Here is a 17,015-nt window from a genome sequence, read left to right on the forward strand (position 1 = left end):
CCCCTAAAACGAAGATGGCTGATAAGCAGCCATCTGTGGAAGTACCTAAACCTGAAGCAAATCCTAAAAAAGCACTACCTGCTAAAGTCGCAGCTCAAAATAATGATTGGAAAATTATCAAAACACGAAGCGGGGATTCCTTAACCACTGTCTTTAAGCGCTTAGGTTTAAGCCCACAAACCTTGCAAGCAATTATGCGTGGGAATCCACATGCAAAGGCATTATCCCAGCTTAAGACAGACCAAGAAATACAGCTGTTAATTAAAAAGCAAACTTTGGAAAAAATGATTCTTCCATATACCAATTTGGAAGAGCTGGTAGTAGTTCGTGAAGGCCAGCGATACAAAACCAAAATCCTTACACGAAAGACGACTAGCCAAAATCACATTGTGGCAGCCACAGTGCATGGATCTTTATATGGTACAGCTAAACGCAACAACATCCCCTATAAACTTGTGCAACAAATGACAGAGATATTTACATGGGATATTAATTTTGCCAAAGATATACGTGCTGGCGATCAATTCATCATTATGTATCAAGCACTTTATGTTGGAGACAAGCTAGTAGGGGCTGGTGATATTCTTGCTGTAAAATACAAAACACGAGGTAGAACGTATGAGGCCATCCGTCACACGGATAGAAGAGGGCATTCTGATTACTATTCGCTACAAGGCACTAGTTTAAAGAAAGCATTTGAGCGCTATCCCTTGCGTTTCAGTCATATCAGTTCGCCATTTAGTCTATCTAGATATCACCCTATCCTGCACTATAGAAGACCGCATAAAGGAGTAGACTTGGCAGCACCGATTGGTACACCGATTCGTGCTACTGGTGATGGACGTATAGAAATCATTGGCCGCCAAAGTGGTTACGGCAATATGATCAAAATTAATCACAACAAAACGTATAGTACCATCTACGGTCATATGCTGAAGTTTCAGAAGGGACTCTCTCGTGGAGATTTCGTGAAGCGCGGCCAAATTATTGGCTATGTCGGGCAAACGGGTTTGGCATCTGGGCCTCACTGTCATTATGAATTTCATATCAACCGACAACCTAAAAATCCGACCACAGTAAACCTACCAAGAGGCTTCCCAATTGAAGCACGTGAGATGGCTTCGTTTAAAGCCAACTCAGCGAAGTTATTGGCACAATTGAAACTGTTCGAGCAAACTCGTCTTGCAAAATCCTGAGTCCTCGAGAGCTTTAGGATGCGATGAAGGTCTCCCCAAGATTTAGGGGATCCTTTGCTTCGCTCAGTATGACAATGGCTGTTTAAGCAAATAGATAACGACAAATCATGACGCTAGCAATAATCCCGGCCAAATCCGCCAAAAGACCTGCAGGGATAGCATGTCTTGTTCGCTTTATGCCGACGGCACCAAAATAAACTGCAATCACATAAAATGTCGTTTCCGTGCTCCCCATCATGGTAGCTGCCATTTTTGAAATGAGAGAATCCCCTCCATGCTGGTGAATGAGTTCTGCCATAATTCCCGTAGAAGCACTACCAGAAAAAGGACGAACAAGAGCCAGAGGTAATAGTTCAGAAGGCATACCCAATGCTGCAAAAACAGGTGCAAGATAAGCGTTTAACAATTCAAAAAAACCTGAGGCACGCAACATTCCTATGGCAACAAGCATAGCAATAAGATAGGGAAGAATGGTGATAGAGGTCTCAAATCCTTGTTTGGCCCCTGTCGTAAAAGCATCAAAAACATTAATTTTTTTAAAAACGCCATATAAAGGAATACCGACCACAAAGGCAAGAAAGATCACATTTGAAAGTTGATTGGCAAAATTAGTCATTGGCAACAGACCCCTTTATCTTGTACACAGATAATTTGGCTAATTGTTTTACTGCGATAATCGCTACTAATGTTGATACTATCGTCGCAATTAATGCACTAAAAATCACACTGCTTGGATGTAAGCTGCCATTAGCGGCTAGAAAAGCAATCGCGGTGGCGGGAATCAATTGCACACTAGAGGTATTAATCGCAAGAAATGTACACATGGCATCGCTGGCTTCTTGCGTATTTTTATTAAGTTGTTGCAGCTCTTTCATGGCCTGCAAACCAAAGGGTGTTGCAGCATTTGCCAACCCTAACATATTCGCTGCCATATTCATAACCATCGCTCCCATAGCAGGGTGGTCGACCGGGACATCCGGGAATAGCGGTTGCATGACTGGCTTCAATATTCGAGCGAAGCGATTAATTAATCCTGATTCAGAGGCAATACCCATAATGCCCAACCATAGTGCCATGATACCTGCCAAGCCCAGGGCAATTTCGAACCCTAACTTTGCTGAGTCTGTAACTGCATGTACGACCTGATCAATTCTCCCCTGAATAATTCCCACCACTACCGAGAGAAAGATCATTGATAACCATATGACATTCAGCATTGTTGTAACCCCAACCCTATACAGGTTAAAATATATCCTTTTTTGACGAACGAGAGGATAAAGATGACCTCGTTTTATCATCGAGCAAAATCTATACATTGGCTTATCTGCTTAATCAGCCTTACTGTATTGTCATATCAGGCACTAGCAAACGTTCATCCTAAGCAGCAGGAAGCCAATGAAGCCATTAGCGAACTATATCATAAATTAAATAACATCCCGAAACTTGATATGTCAGCTCGCCTAGATACCATCAGCGCTCAATTTCTGGGCAAAGACTATCTTCTTGGCGCATTAGGAGAAGGGGCAAAAGCACGCTTTGATCAGGCACCAAGGTATCGTGTTGATGCTTTTGATTGTGAGACTTACGTTACCACAGTCCTAGCACTGGCCTTGGCCAATAGCACTAACGATTTCAAGCAATGCTTATGTAAAATTCGCTACAAAGACGGTCATGTTGCATACACTAGCAGAAATCATTTCACCTCTCTGGATTGGAATCAAAATAACCAGATACAAGGTTTCGTTAAAGATATCACCCTTTCCTTTAAGGATATAAATAATAAGCCTGTGGCACTTATAGCGACAGCCCTAATTGACAAACCTTCTTGGTATCAACACCTTACTACTACGAATATTCGTCTTTACCCGCAAAATGCTCAGGAACAGCAATTACGATTGGCCGACTTGAAGCAGAGAGGGAGTAAACTGCCTAAGGCAGAGTCACATATACCTTATATTCCTTTAACTGCTCTATTTGATGCAAATGGTCAAGCAAATCAATATTTATTTTCACAAATCCCTGATGCATCTATCGTTGAGATCGTCCGTCCTAATTGGGATCTTAAAGATAAAATTGGCACTAATCTAAACATATCACACTTAGGCTTTGCCTTTTGGAGAAACGGGACTCTCTTCTTCAGAGAAGCATCCTCTATTCATGGACAAATTGTCGATGTCTCTTTAATAGACTATCTGAGAGAAGCGCGAACCAGCCCTACGATTAAGGGTATCAATGTCCAAGTGGTCGTACCACAAACCCCATTATTATCAGGGTGTAGAGGTAATTGAGCAACTCCCGCTCTTAGAGATTCAGTGCATGCAAGATCTTGCTTATCTCCATCGCTGAGACAGTAATTACTACCGATTTATTTACTAAATGATGCAATAAGTACCAATGGCAATGGTTCTATTGTAAGGCAATTTGTAGAATTCTATGTTTAAGTTTGCAGAATAATTACGTATAAGAAACGCGAATAATTTTTCTTGCCAGTAAAACATAAGGGTCTTCTTGGTTTTAGAAGCCATTACATTGGGTATCTCTACTAAATAAGTCGCGCTATCCACATTGATTTCAAAAGGGAGCGCTTTTAGCTTATTCACAGAGATTAAAGCATCCGGAATAGAAATGGTATCCATAAAACCATAATGAAGAGTCAATTGGCAAATTTGCGGCGCCAACTGGGTTAATCTAAATCTAAATCGCTCGGGGACATGGGGTTTATTTTCAACCTTATAGTTCACGATGAGAATATTCTCCGGTACCGCAAGACTCAATTTTAAAAAATGCAGAAAGCTTCCCCCACTCTGATCGTAGGTATCGGTAATGAAGATACCAGTAACACCAGGAAGTTGGTTCAACGACTTATAACGCAATTGTTTTACAATTTTTGTAATATCTGCTTTTTTCATATAAAAATTCTTTTGCATAAATCGCATACCGTTATTCCAAGTAAACATGACAATCGCCACAAGCAGCGCGAAAAAAACAGGCACCCATCCACCCGTCATAAATTTGTAAGCATTTGCCCCTAGAAAAGCCAGGTCAACAAAGATAAAAAGACTGAATATGGCGATGACATACACCAAAGGCCAATGCCAAACTTTTCTGGCAGCGTAGGCAACCATTGTGCTTACTAACAGCATATCCAAGTTAACAGCAATTCCATAAGCATGTGTCATAGCGCCGGAGGTTTTAAACATAAAAATAAGAATAAGGGTACCTATAAGCAGGAAAAAATTAACTTGTGGGATATAAATCTGGCCTTCATGCTCATGTGAAGTTTGAATAATTGGAAGTCGTGGGTAAAGTCCAAGCAAGACAGCTTGTTTAGTAATGGAGAATGTCGCCGAGATTACAGCCTGTGAGGCAATCACCGTAGCCGCAGTGGAAAGCACAAGTAACGGCAGAAAGAACCAGGGGGGAGCAAGCTTATAAAAAGGGTTTTCAATCGATGCAGGATACTGTAATAGATGTGCCCCTTGTCCAAAATAATTCAATAACAGACCCGGCAGAACCACAAAAAACCAACTATAGCGAATAGGGTTCTTACCAAAATGCCCAATATCAGCATAAAGCGCTTCACCCCCAGTTACAACCAGGAAAACGCCTCCTAACAAAAAATATCCATGCCAACCCTGTGTACGAAAAAATTCCCAGGCATAATATGGGTTAATAGCTTTCAACACTACTGGATTCTTTAGAATATGTACTAACCCTAACGTCCCTATCGTTATGAACCACAGCAAAATGATAGGGCCAAAGGCAGCCCCAAGCTTGCCAGTTCCTTTGGATTGCATGATAAATAAACTAACCAATATGGAGCATGCTAAGGGGGTGACAAAAGCCTCAAATTTTGGTGAAACAACCTTTAAACCCTCAATTGCTGAGGTTACCGAGATGGCTGGTGTTAGCATACCATCACCAATAATTAACCCGGCACCAAAGATGGCTAGTAAATAAAATAAATACCTATGTTTCGCTTTCTTTTGTTTGAGTAAGGCTAGTAACGCTAAGATTCCTCCTTCGCCATGATTATCAGCACGAAATACGAGAGCGAGGTATTTGATAGAGATAATAATAACCAAAGACCATAAGATTAAGGATAGGATACCTAAGACATCAGCCTCATTAATGGGTAGTCCCATCAACGTCTCACGCATAGCATAGAGGGGACTTGTGCCTATATCGCCATACACGACCCCTAAGGCACCTAACATCAAGGGAAAAGAAAATGTTTTCTGATTCATATCAAATTAGTTAGCATTAATATTTCTTCGAACACTATAACCAATCAAAAGTCCATTGCGTAGAATTTTCTGAATTATTACTCTGTTTTAGTTGATAAGAAATTAAAGGTTTCCAAAAATTTCAAGTAAGAAATAGCTGAAAAGCTTAAGTGTTAATTGCGAAATAAATAGGGATGCTTAATAATGGAAAAATTCATCTGCATAAGGAGTGGGAATGTTACGCAAGAGCTCTGTTAGGCCCTTGGCCTTCATCGGCTTAATGTCTCTAGCTTTAACGAGTTGTTATAAATATCACCCACCTTATAATAACTTTAAACCTTATCATCGTGTTTATGTAACGACACCTCCAGGAGCAGCGGCAGGTACTGCTGCCATGGCGATAGCAGGTGGCCCAGTACTAGCTGGCACAGGCGCAGGAGCGGCCTTTGGTGCGGGAATAGGGCTTTATAAAGACAGCAAACGTGAAATTATCAAACAGTTGCAGAAACGGCAGATCCAATATATCCAATACGGGGACACGGTAACCCTTGTGGTACCTACTGATAAATACTTCATGTTTAATAGCCCAAGACTAAATCCAATATGCTTCTCTGGATTAGCCTTGCTGATCAAATTGATTAGAATGTTCCCTTCTTGTTGTCCAATTTATGTAGCAGGCTTTACCAATGATGTGGGTTCTCGCTATCATAAGAAAAAACTTACTCAAGCCCAAGCAGAAGCCATGTTGACCTTTCTTTGGGCCAATGGTATCCCTGCACAACGTTTAAACGCTGAGGGCTATGGCGATAAGCACCCTGTTTCTGACAATGAACTTATCCATGGTAGTGCTCAAAATCGGCGCTTAGAAATTCAAGTTCTATGTAATTGCTCGAGTGTACAGGCGCCTGCCCCATTGACGGGCTATGTTAAATAATTTAATTCTGAAGAGAGTGTCTACCAAACGATGTCATTCCCGCGTAGGCGGGGACATAGTCTAATCAACAGTCTCTTTTTTTAAATGCTCTGCTTAACGTTGTAGGTGTAAAATGAAATCCAGATTCATTGGTGGTATTCTTTTGATTGTAGGGACCTCTATTGGTGGGGGCATGCTTGCTTTGCCGGTTGCAAATTCACTCACTGGATTTTGGCAATCATCAGCATTTTTACTGCTTTGTTGGGCAGCAATGACTCTAGGTGCTCTTTTTATTCTTGAAGCAAATCTTTATCTACCACCCGGTAAGCATATGGTATCCATGGCAGCCTCCACCTTAGGAAATTCTGGGCTTCTTACCGCTTGGTTAAGTTATATCTTTCTGCTTTATACCTTACTTTCAGCCTACATTTCAGGCGGGGCAGATATTTTTGGGAGTTTGTTTGTCCGGATGGGCATCTCCCTCAGTCAATGGCAAGCAAGTCTATTATTTACACTTGTTTTTGGCTTCGTTGTCTATGGAGGAATCCGTCGCGTCGATTTACTCAATCGATGGCTCATGTTTGGCAAGCTGGCCATCTATTTTATTCTGGTCATCTTAATTGCCCCTCATATCAATATTCAACATTTTCAGGGTGGCAATTATCACTATATTGTCGGAACCGTAATGATTTTAATCACATCGTTTGGTTTTGCCATTATTGTTCCTAATATTCGCGACTACTTTAATGACGATGTCAAAGCGTTAAAAAGAGTGGTTTTAATTGGCTCGCTTATCCCATTACTTTGTTACATTGCTTGGGATGCAGTCATTATGGGAAGCTTGCCAACTGAAGGAGATCTTGGCTTAGCCAGATTAATGCATGATGAGCGGACTACAAGTGCTTTGGCTGCCAACCTTTCAACCATGGTACAAAACCCACTGATTAGTTCGTTATTTAATTTTTTTACTTCTATTTGTATGCTTACCGCTTTTTTAGGCGTTGCATTGTGCCTTATTAGTTTCCTAGCAGACGGATTAAATATGGAACAACGAGGACGTCAGGGCATTGGTTTGTTTTTGCTAACGTTTCTACCTCCATTATTAATAGTCATTTACTATCCTGGTGCCTATATTCATGCCTTAAATTATGCGGGCATCTTCTGTGTCATTTTATTGCTACTCTTACCCGCTTTAATGACCGTATTCGGAAGAAAAAAATTTGCATCAAGATATATCGTGCCTGGAGGGAAATTTTCGCAATGGGTAGTAATTATTTTTTCCATCGTCTTACTTGCAAATGCAGGTTGGCAATTAATTAAGTAACTGTGTATGCTAGGGAACGCCCTAGCTTACGTCGCCGTTGACAGACAATGCGACGTAATTTATCATATTGGTTTAATTTTATACAAGTGGATGTAATCGTGCCAAACTCAAAATTCATTGGTGGTATTTTATTAATAGTCGGCACCTCAATTGGTGGCGGGATGCTTGCTTTACCCGTATCAACAGCTGAAGTTGGTTTTACCAACTCAGTTTTCTTTCTCGTTATGTGTTGGTTAATTATGACCGCAGGCGCCTTATTGATTCTTGAGGTCAATTTGCGCTTACCATCAGGCAGCAATATGGTATCCATGGCTAAATCCACTTTAGGAATCCCTGGGCAAATTGTCGCCTGGGTTACTTACCTCTTTCTACTGTATACCCTTTTGGCTGCTTACATCTCGGGCGGTAGTGATGTGTTAGGGGGAATTCTTGCAAGATTACACATTGAACTACCCATGTGGATTACCTCTCTGGTATTCACAGTCATTTTTAGTTTGGTGGTCTATGCGGGTATTCGCGCTGTAGATTATGTCAATCGCGGCCTTATGTTTGGTAAATTAGGTGTTTACTTATTGTTAGTTATCGTTATCAGTCCGCATGTTAACCTCAATAGTTTGAGTGGGGGATCGATAAAAGCAATCACTGGAAGTCTGATGATTCTGGTGACATCCTTTGGCTTCGCTTCTATTGTCCCCAGTTTAAGGGAGTACTTTAATGATGATATTAAAACCTTAAGAAAGGTTATTCTCTTCGGCTCTCTTATACCTTTAAGCTGTTACATTCTTTGGGATGCGGTCATCATGGGCGTTGTCCAACGACAAGGGGACGATGGTCTAATCGCATTAATGAATAATGAGCATGCAACAAGTGGTCTAACCAATGCACTTTCCAACGCGGTTCATAACGAATGGATAACAGGCTTTTTCAGCTTTTTTACATCGATTTGTATGGTCACGGCCTTTCTTGGTGTTTCGATTGGCTTGTTTGACTTTTTAGCCGATGGGCTCGCCTTAAAAAAATCGGGGCTGCAAGGCAAAAGCACCTTGGCTTTAACCTTTATTCCACCTTTGGTCGTGGTATTAGCCAACCCTGGGATCTATCTTCATGCGTTGAGTTATGCTGGAGTTTGCTGCGTAATTTTGTTGTTGCTTTTACCAACGATTATGGCATGGCGTGCGCGAAAGATTGACCCTGCTGGGAGCATCTTAATGGTTCCAGGCGGGAATCTTAGTTTAGGCTTGATAGGCTTAACCGCGATATTTTTGTTGATCATTGCAATTTAGGCATCAGCTCTATTTGAAATAAGCTAGCATTTTTTTGGCCAGATTACCATTGAGCAACTCCTCAACAGCAAGTGCATCCACCCAATACGTCTGTAGTACGAGAAGAGCCTTATATCCTAACTCCAAATTGTTCGCTATCAGTTGCTCAAAAAGTTTAATAAACTTTCCCTCAGGATTTTGTGTAGACTTGATAGGCGTAGACTGCTCTTTTAGCATCTTTTCAAACATTTCATCAAAATATTTGGCAATTAATTTTGGCAGCGGCGAATTACCATCAAAAATGCGATGATCTGCGCTTATTGATATTGGTAACATGTCCTGAGGCTCAAACGTTTTCGTTTCTTTATTCCATACAGGTCGACGCTCTATTTCAAGGAGGGTGTATCTCATGGCCTCAGTAGAACGAAGTGGTGACTTTGCTCCGGTATAACCATAAAAACCAATATTGCTTAATGAAACCACCGCATTACCAGGCATAGGGTAAGCATAGAAGTCATTGCTAAATTCATACAAAGCAGAATCAATCATGGAAGCTAAAAAGGGGTGTTCTTTTTCGAGTTGTTCACGTTTCTTAAAACAGTACACCATCATCCTGAGAATATTTCTAATCTTAAGCGCCAGAGTCTGAATACGCATATTATGGCAATTTTCCAAAACGATGCTACCTATATGATCTTGACAATCAGGCAATTTAACTATTAATCCCACTGATGCTTCTTGGCGTTGATATAATTTCCCATGACTTAAAAAAGAGCGCCAGGAAGGATTTTCACTTAAGCCTTTGCTAATGGTTTGTAACATTAATGTCGTTAATGTCTCCGGTGGAAATTTTTTATTAAAAAAATCAAGACAAGTTACATTAATGCTGAATTCTCCAGCCATGGTAGGGTCACTGGGGTTATCCCACTGAGTCATAAACAGCTTGCGAATGGGTGTCATTTCTAGCTGCTCATTTCTCTGGGTATATTTTTGCACTCGTGGGAAAAACTCTTCTCCAACCTTCATAAAGAAAAGCCAATTTTCACCGGGTTGTAGGTTAATCTTGGCTAACTGCTGGGTATGTTTATCATTTAAAGCCTGAAGAAACCCAATCGCACCATCAACCCCCAATATAGTAGAGATCGATACCATGTACTTGTATTGTAAGAAAATGCTTATCAACTGCTTTTCTAAGAATTCCAGTTTGCCACGGACAACCTCCATGTCAGGTAAACCAATCTCCTTGTATAAATCTGCCTCACATACATGGCGATGTTCATCCGCAATGATCGTTGTGAATACCTCTGGCGCAATATCCGCTTTTTGGAGACAGTTAAAGATCTCTTCTATCCAGGCTTCACCAATCAAATTGAGTAAAACGACAGCTACCTTTGGACATTCCTCATTACGAATAAAATTGCATAAAATTTCTATGCCTTCATTGTATGCAGGGGGTAAAGCATGAGGAGCGCAGAGAAGATATAAAATTTTGGTGAAAACCAGGCCGTGAAAAATTTCATCCAGCAATTGCGTGCGCATTCGCAATCGATGTTCAGCCGTAGACATTTTAGCCTCAAATTTTAAAGGCACCTGGATTGCTAAGACTTCTAATTGTGCAAGCATCGAAAAAGTGTAGATATACAATAGCCTGTCATGCTTTAGCTCAAAAGGAAGACCATCTCTAAATAACGTATCCATACGACTTTTGATCAGCGCTTTTTCTTGTTGAGAAATTTGGTTCCAACCTTCCAAAATCCATTGCTCTGAGCCCCATGAAGGCTTAAGGAGTTCGCCTAGTTCGTCCACGTTATGCCATCCAGCATCTAATCGATTTGCCCTGCATCATAACCAGAGCGGATAGATAGCGTCAACCTCATAACTATAACCATTAAGTTCTCAGTTGTTGTCTTCCGTTGAGGAACATCATTTTCCGGCTTGCCCCTGTATCTCTACAAGTTCGCGAAAGTCCATCATCCTTCACTGTGTGAAGGATCTCCGAGATTCAGGAGATCCCTCACCATGCTCAGGATGACGTGGTTCTTGTATTGCGGAATCACTTTAACTGTGGTCATTTAACAGATATTGCGTCATACTTCCAACGAGCTTCATTCGTCTTAGCTTATGATTAAAATAAAACCATTTCTTAAATGGGCTGGGAATAAGTATCAATGCATAGAAACCATTTTGAGTTCCTTGCCCCCTGCAAAACGTCTAATTGAACCATTCACGGGTTCTGGCGCAATTTTTATGAACTCAGATTATCCAAGCTATTTACTGGCGGAAAAGAATGCGGATTTGGTTAGATTATTTAAATTTTTACAGCATGAGGGAGCGGTATTTATTGACTATTGTGCTCGCTTTTTCTCAAGTAAAAATAATTGTGAAACGAGATACTATTATTTTCGTGAAAAATTTAATCGCACCAAAGACTTGCGTTATAGAGCTGCATTATTTCTTTATTTAAATAGACATGGCTACAATGGCCTTTGTCGTTATAATCAACAGGGATTTTATAATGTTCCGTTTGGCCGCTACAGCAAACCTTATTTCCCTCGTTTGGAAATGGATTATTTTTATCAAAAAAGCCAAAGAGCACAATTTGTTTCAGCTGATTTTAGACACACCTTTGCTCAAGCTGAGGTCGGTGATTTAATTTATTGTGATCCTCCATATGTTCCTTTATCATCCAGCGCAAATTTTTCTTCCTACATCAATAAAAAATTTAAAGAAATTGATCAAATCGAACTTGCCGATCTTGCTGTGGAGAGTGCTGCTCGCGGTATTACTGTGATTATCTCAAACCATGATACTGAATTTACGAGACATCATTATCGTCAAGGAAAAATTATCTCTTTTTCCGTGCCGCGCTTCATCAGCTGTCAAGCTTCGAATAGACGAGCGGCACAAGAATTAGTGGCGATATTTAGCCAACGTAGGTAGCTCTAATGGTGTGTGGACTTAACATCCTTCATAAAGAAAGCAAGGATAGTCACTACCAATAGCGAAATGGGTAACACTGAAAGAGCAATTTGATAATCGACAACGGTATAGATATGCTCGCCGCCGACGATGCCACTGTCTCCAAAGGTGTCTAACAATTTACCGACTAAAGGTTGGAAGAGTACACCCCCCAAGCTAATGATCATATTTACTGCTGCAAAGACTGTCCCTGATAATTTAGCTCCGCTATTTTCCTTACCCATGATAAATACAATAATTTCTGTAGCGCTAAAAGCGCCGTATAAAAATAGAAGGATATTTAGCCAGAAATAGGACAGACCTGGATAATAAAGGACAAAGCTAATGCAGATAAGGGCAAAAACAGCGCCAACTGCCAAAGGTAAAACACGACGCCCGCTGCGGTCAGATAAATAGCCAGCGACTGGCGCTCCTACAGCCCAGCCCAGAAACATGGCTGAGACCGTCCTGGCTGCTTCAACTTTGGTTAAATGATGAGCTTGCTCTAAATAACTTTTACCCCATAATTCCCCAAATACAGATAGGGAGGTATAGAGACAAGCCCCAACAAAACCAATTAACCAAACCTGAGGGGAAGTGAGTACCGACCAAACATCAGCAAAAAACTTGGGTAACGGGTATTTATGAGAAGAATGTCCTTCTGGTCCATCACGAACAACAAAGAATGTCACTATGGTTAATACCACACCAATAATCACCGTAAGATCAAGCACATAATGCCAGCCTAAAGTGACGGCTATATCTGTAATTTTCACTTCACCATAGACGAGGCCTAACATCCCTAAGGTGGTAATTAAACCGGCTGCTAGAGAAAAATATCGTCGTGGCAACCAATGCATCGCTAATGATAGGACACCAACAAAAGCAAAAGAGGAGCCAAAACCAACAAGAAAACGACCACAACCAGCAATTAGCATAGAGGATGTAATACCAAACATCCAGGAACCCAATGCGCAACAAAAACACGCAAACGTTAAAAGACGCCGCGGCCCATATCGATCCATAAGCATACCCACAGGCAACTGCATCGGTGAGTAGGCAAAATAATAAAGAGCGGATAGTTGGCCGAAGGCAGTTGCAGAAATATGACCGAAAGCTGCGCTTAATTCACTTTGCAAAGCCCCGGGGATAATTCTTAAGACAAATTCATAACAATAGAAGAAGGCCCCAATAGCGCATATTAGGCTACCCATCAAGGCTTGTCTTCTACCAATGGACGTACTAGTTATCTGCATTAGCATAAGTTTCTTTCAAGAAAAAGGTTAATATGGCGGCAATAATTATCCCAATAGGAATTATCGACAAAGCGAATTGATAATCATTTGCTGTGTACATATGTTGCAATTTATCTACAGGAATATCTTGCATAGGAGCAACAAGATGTGTCGATAAACTTAAGTCTAATAAACGCCCAACAAGTGGCTGCAAGAACATCGCCCCAAGCATCACAATCATGTTAGTCATTGCCATCGCGGTTGCAGCAGCTTCATTGGGACTAAGTTCACGACCAACAGCAAAAACGATGCACTGTGCACTGTATAAAAGCCCTAAAGCAAACATAAGTACATTAATATGCCATTGTTCCAAGCCAGGCAAATAAAGGATAATCATCATGATAATTCCTGCCCCAGCAGCGCCAAACAACATAGGTGGCTTACGACGTTTTAGCTTGTCAGAGATGTATCCCATTAAGGGCGCGCCAAAGGTAAATCCTAAAAATAGCAATGAATTCGCAAAATCAGCACCTGTCTGAGATAAACCATGAGCGTGTCTTAGATAGGGAATACCCCAAAGTTCTGCAAACACTGTCGTTGGGAGGTACACCAAACAACCAAACATACCATTAATCCAGATCTGTCTGCTGCGTGCAATGATACCCAAGTCAATCATACTTTTTTTGAACGTATCGACAGTACCACTTTTACGTTGGTGACCTTTTCTATCTCTGATACCAAACCAGAGTACAAAAATTAAACCGATTCCAAAATAGGCGCTGAGATTTACCGTTTCACGCCATCCAACAGTCGTGACCAAGCTACCCAACACATTATCACCTATCATGGCACCTACCGTGCCTAACGCCGACGCTAATCCTGAGACCATGGCTAACTTATCTTCTGGTAGCCAAATGGTAGCTAATTTTAATACGCCTACAAATGCAAAGGCCGAACCAAACCCTACTAAAAAACGCCCCACCGCTGCGATCCAGAATACCGTTGTGCCAGCAAAAATAAAGGTACCAATGACACAAATTAAGCAGGCTAAAGTGATTAATAATCTTGGGCCATAGCGGTCAAGAAGAACACCTACTGGCAATTGCATAGGAATGTAGGCGTAATAATAAAATGCTGAGAGCAAACCAAAACCAGTTGCTGATAAATTGAAATGCTCACGTAGTGGGTATTCCATCACACTGGGTGAAATACGTAGAAAATATTCATAGCTGTAATACAATGCACCGAGTCCACAGATTACCCAGCCAAGCATCATGTATTTTGTCTCTTTACTATGCAAAATTCACTCCTTTATTCATTGTTAAGCACGAGCTAATATTTTTTAACAAAATCAGCCCGGCTGACACCACTCGCTATTGCTGCATTGGCAACAGCAAGCACCACCCGCTCCTTTAAGCGAGGATCAATAGGTTTAGGGATGATGTAGTGCGGACTAAATTCCCAGTTTTTCACACCTGGATAATTGTCCTTAACAATCTGAGGAACTGGCTCTTGCACCAGTTGGCGAATCGCTTCAACTGCAGCAATCTGCATTGATTGGTTGATGCACGTTGCACGAACATCTAGCGCCCCGCGAAAGATATATGGAAAACATAAGACATTGTTTACCTGATTGGGGAAATCACTGCGCCCTGTAGCAATGACCAAGTCATTACGAGCTTTCTCAGCAATTTCGGGTCGAATTTCTGGGTCAGGATTAGATAAAGCAAAAATAACTGGTTTTGGAGCCATTAATTGTAAAAGTTCTGCACTAAGCAAATCAGGTTTAGCGACCCCAATAAAAACATCAGCGCCCACTAAAGCATCTGCCAGAGTTCGCTGTTCAGTCTTGCGAGCAAAAGCAAATTTGTACGCATTGAGATCTTCTCGCCCAGTGTGGATCACACCTTTGCTATCTAAAAGAAGCATTTTTTCTCTGTCAGCCCCTAAAGCTACCAGTAAGCGCATGGATGCTATACCCGCAGCGCCAGCACCAATACAAACAATATTGACATCTGACAATTTCTTTTGCTGCAGGTCCAGGGCATTTAACAAAGCAGCAGCAACAACAATGGCTGTACCATGCTGGTCGTCATGAAAAACAGGAATACTTAATTGCTCTATCAAAGCTTGCTCGATCTCAAAGCACTCTGGAGCTTTTATATCCTCAAGATTAATGCCACCAAACGTAGGAGCGATTCGCTTTGCGGTTGCAATAAAGGCTTGTGCATCTTCCGCATCAATTTCGATATCAAAGACGTCAATATCTGCAAAGCGTTTAAACAATACCGCCTTTCCTTCCATCACTGGTTTACTGGCTAAAGGACCTACATCACCTAGGCCGAGGACTGCCGTACCATTGGTCATTACAGCGATTAAATTTCCCTTTGCAGTATAGCGAAACACTTTCTCTGGATTTTCAGCAATGGCAAGCACTGGTTCAGCCACACCAGGAGTATAGGCAAGTGATAAATCATCTTGCGAGTTGGTTGATTTAGTCACATGCACTGCTAATTTTCCAGGAATAGGAAACTCGTGATATTCCAATGCACGTTCTTTTAATAAATCTTTGTCCAAGGCGTTTACTCTCTTTTTCGGGAAACCCGGCGGAAAATCATATAGAAAAATGTTAAAGATGAACAGTCATTTTGCAAAAAAAAGGCGCATTTATTGCGCCTTTTTAACAAATTGAAACGATTATGCTTTCTCTTTCTTTTTATAGCGATCACGGAATTTTTGTACTCGACCGCCGGTGTCAACGAGTTTTTGCTTACCCGTATAAAATGGATGACAATTAGCACAAACTTCAATATTTAGATCATGAGTTAACGTTGATTTCGTTTCGAACGAGTGGCCGCAGCTGCAGGTCACGTTAATAACTTTATACTCTGGGTGAATAGACGCTTTCATAATACCACTCTCTCAAATTTCCAAAACCGAGCATCGCCACCTGAACCTTGCCAAGCACCATGCTCTTATAATATTAAGACGCGCAACATTAGCAGAAATTTAATTATAGATCAATTTTCTTAATCGGGTAAAAAACGCTCTTCCTCAAAAAAAGTAACCTTTCCAGTCCTAATATCATGTATACCAGCTACAATACCCACCTTGCCCTGTGCAAGTAAATTGCTAATAATTGAGCTTTGCTGCTGAATTTGGCGCACAACATTTAAGGCATTATTTTTCGCAATAGTGTCAACCAATTTAGAATTAGAACAATCTTTAAGTCCTGTGGCTTGTTTTGTTGGATCAACAGCAGGTTTTATTTTGTCAAGGACATGATCAAGATGTCCAAGTTCAACGTCCTCACAAGCACCCGCCACGGCCCCACAAGACGTATGGCCAAGAACAACGATCAGCCGGGCACCTACCACTTTGGTGGCATACTCCATGCTTCCCAAAATATCTTCATTTAAAATATTCCCTGCAACACGTAGAGTAAAGAGATCAGCAATACCTTGATCAAAAATAAATTCAGGGACGGAACGAGAATCCATGCAATTAAGGATAACCACCCAAGGAAATTGACCATAGGACGATTGCTTCGCTTGAGCCAAGTAATTTCGCTGCTTCATACGATTACCCTGGAAGCGCTGGTTACCTTCCTTTAAACGCAAGAGAGCTTGACTAGGTGTCATAGCTTGCTGTGTCATCGCAGAAGTTGTCTTACCCAAGGTTAGTATTTCTTCAGCTGTTTTCGCTACTAACTCGAAATTTAATGTCCAGATTATAAGCGTTAGAAGAGCACATGTGATAAATTTATGCATTTTCCCATCCTTGTAAAATTAATTTTCAACACATTTATTGAGACTGCTCATTAAACTGTGTGATTCCCGCAAAAAATTGTATAGGTTTGAACCGAGGAACCAGCGTAGCCTTGATGAAGCGTAAGCGTAAT

General features: G+C 41.1%; 15 protein-coding genes (1 of these 15 running past the window's edge). 6 read left to right on the forward strand and 9 right to left on the reverse strand.

The window, feature by feature from the left end; translation table 11 throughout:
• Positions 1-1,196: the 3' portion of a peptidoglycan DD-metalloendopeptidase family protein gene (locus tag CKV79_RS11555; protein ID WP_028372536.1), read on the forward strand. It extends 283 nt beyond the left edge of the window; only the last 1,196 of its 1,479 coding nucleotides appear in the window; its start codon lies beyond the left edge, outside the window; it ends in the stop codon at positions 1,194-1,196.
• An 82-nt stretch (positions 1,197-1,278) separates the two neighbouring features.
• Here the strand turns inward: CKV79_RS11555 and CKV79_RS11560 are convergent, their stop codons facing one another.
• Together CKV79_RS11560 and CKV79_RS11565 are read right to left on the reverse strand one after the other, a co-directional pair.
• Entirely contained in the window at positions 1,279-1,812 is a 534-nt protein-coding gene (locus CKV79_RS11560) for a spore maturation protein (RefSeq protein ID WP_028372537.1), read from the reverse strand.
• A complete protein-coding gene (locus CKV79_RS11565; protein WP_028372538.1) occupies positions 1,805-2,413 on the reverse strand; it encodes a nucleoside recognition domain-containing protein in 609 nt (202 codons plus the stop codon). Before CKV79_RS11565 ends, CKV79_RS11560 begins: the two co-directional genes overlap by 8 nt.
• A 63-nt stretch (positions 2,414-2,476) precedes the next feature.
• Here CKV79_RS11565 and CKV79_RS11570 point away from each other — a divergent pair, with 63 nt between their 5' ends.
• Complete coding sequence (locus CKV79_RS11570) at positions 2,477-3,484, forward strand: N-acetylmuramoyl-L-alanine amidase-like domain-containing protein (protein WP_028372539.1); 1,008 nt, start codon at positions 2,477-2,479, stop codon at positions 3,482-3,484.
• Positions 3,485-3,568: 84 nt separating this feature from the next.
• On the opposite strand, the gene CKV79_RS11575 is transcribed toward CKV79_RS11570, so the two are convergent.
• Positions 3,569-5,443, reverse strand: coding sequence for a potassium transporter Kup (locus tag CKV79_RS11575; protein WP_028372540.1), 1,875 nt, complete (start codon positions 5,441-5,443; stop codon positions 3,569-3,571).
• A gap of 214 nt (positions 5,444-5,657) precedes the next feature.
• Between CKV79_RS11575 and cmpA the strand changes: the two genes are divergently transcribed.
• The 3 genes from cmpA (at position 5,658) to CKV79_RS11590 (ending at position 8,942) form a co-directional block, all read left to right on the forward strand.
• A complete protein-coding gene (cmpA, locus tag CKV79_RS11580; protein ID WP_051546085.1) occupies positions 5,658-6,356 on the forward strand; it encodes a C-OmpA-like family protein CmpA in 699 nt (232 codons plus the stop codon).
• Between the two features lie 112 nt (positions 6,357-6,468).
• The gene (locus tag CKV79_RS11585; protein ID WP_028372541.1) at positions 6,469-7,659 is read left to right on the forward strand and encodes an amino acid permease; all 1,191 of its coding nucleotides are present in this window, start codon (positions 6,469-6,471) and stop codon (positions 7,657-7,659) included.
• Positions 7,660-7,757: 98 nt separating this feature from the next.
• Positions 7,758-8,942, forward strand: coding sequence for an amino acid permease (locus tag CKV79_RS11590; protein ID WP_028372542.1), 1,185 nt, complete (start codon positions 7,758-7,760; stop codon positions 8,940-8,942).
• A gap of 9 nt (positions 8,943-8,951) precedes the next feature.
• Here the strand turns inward: CKV79_RS11590 and CKV79_RS11595 are convergent, their stop codons facing one another.
• Positions 8,952-10,727, reverse strand: a complete 1,776-nt coding sequence (locus CKV79_RS11595; protein WP_051546086.1) for a 2-oxo acid dehydrogenase subunit E2 — start codon at positions 10,725-10,727, stop codon at positions 8,952-8,954.
• A gap of 315 nt (positions 10,728-11,042) precedes the next feature.
• Here CKV79_RS11595 and CKV79_RS11600 point away from each other — a divergent pair, with 315 nt between their 5' ends.
• Entirely contained in the window at positions 11,043-11,861 is an 819-nt protein-coding gene (locus CKV79_RS11600; RefSeq protein ID WP_028372543.1) for a Dam family site-specific DNA-(adenine-N6)-methyltransferase, read from the forward strand.
• Between the two features lie 2 nt (positions 11,862-11,863).
• Here CKV79_RS11600 and CKV79_RS11605 read toward each other — a convergent pair whose 3' ends face one another.
• The 5 genes from CKV79_RS11605 to CKV79_RS11625 all read right to left on the reverse strand — a co-directional run bounded on the left by CKV79_RS11605 (position 11,864) and on the right by CKV79_RS11625 (position 16,884).
• Positions 11,864-13,135, reverse strand: coding sequence for an MFS transporter (locus tag CKV79_RS11605; protein WP_028372544.1), 1,272 nt, complete (start codon positions 13,133-13,135; stop codon positions 11,864-11,866).
• Entirely contained in the window at positions 13,122-14,414 is a 1,293-nt protein-coding gene (locus CKV79_RS11610) for an MFS transporter (protein WP_028372545.1), read from the reverse strand. The genes CKV79_RS11605 and CKV79_RS11610 overlap by 14 nt, the downstream gene beginning before the upstream one ends.
• Positions 14,415-14,446: 32 nt before the next feature.
• Positions 14,447-15,691: a malic enzyme-like NAD(P)-binding protein gene (locus CKV79_RS11615; protein WP_028372546.1), complete on the reverse strand. Its 1,245-nt coding sequence runs from the start codon at positions 15,689-15,691 to the stop codon at positions 14,447-14,449.
• Positions 15,692-15,811: 120 nt separating this feature from the next.
• Positions 15,812-16,024 carry a 50S ribosomal protein L31 gene (rpmE, locus tag CKV79_RS11620; protein WP_081778031.1) on the reverse strand — a complete coding sequence of 71 codons (213 nt, stop codon included), beginning with the start codon at positions 16,022-16,024 and terminating at the stop codon, positions 15,812-15,814.
• A gap of 119 nt (positions 16,025-16,143) precedes the next feature.
• Positions 16,144-16,884: a carbonic anhydrase family protein gene (locus CKV79_RS11625; protein WP_028372547.1), complete on the reverse strand. Its 741-nt coding sequence runs from the start codon at positions 16,882-16,884 to the stop codon at positions 16,144-16,146.
• Positions 16,885-17,015: the final 131 nt, after the last annotated feature.

The sequence above is a fragment of the Legionella lansingensis genome (genome assembly GCF_900187355.1).
GTDB lineage: Bacteria > Pseudomonadota > Gammaproteobacteria > Legionellales > Legionellaceae > Tatlockia > Tatlockia lansingensis.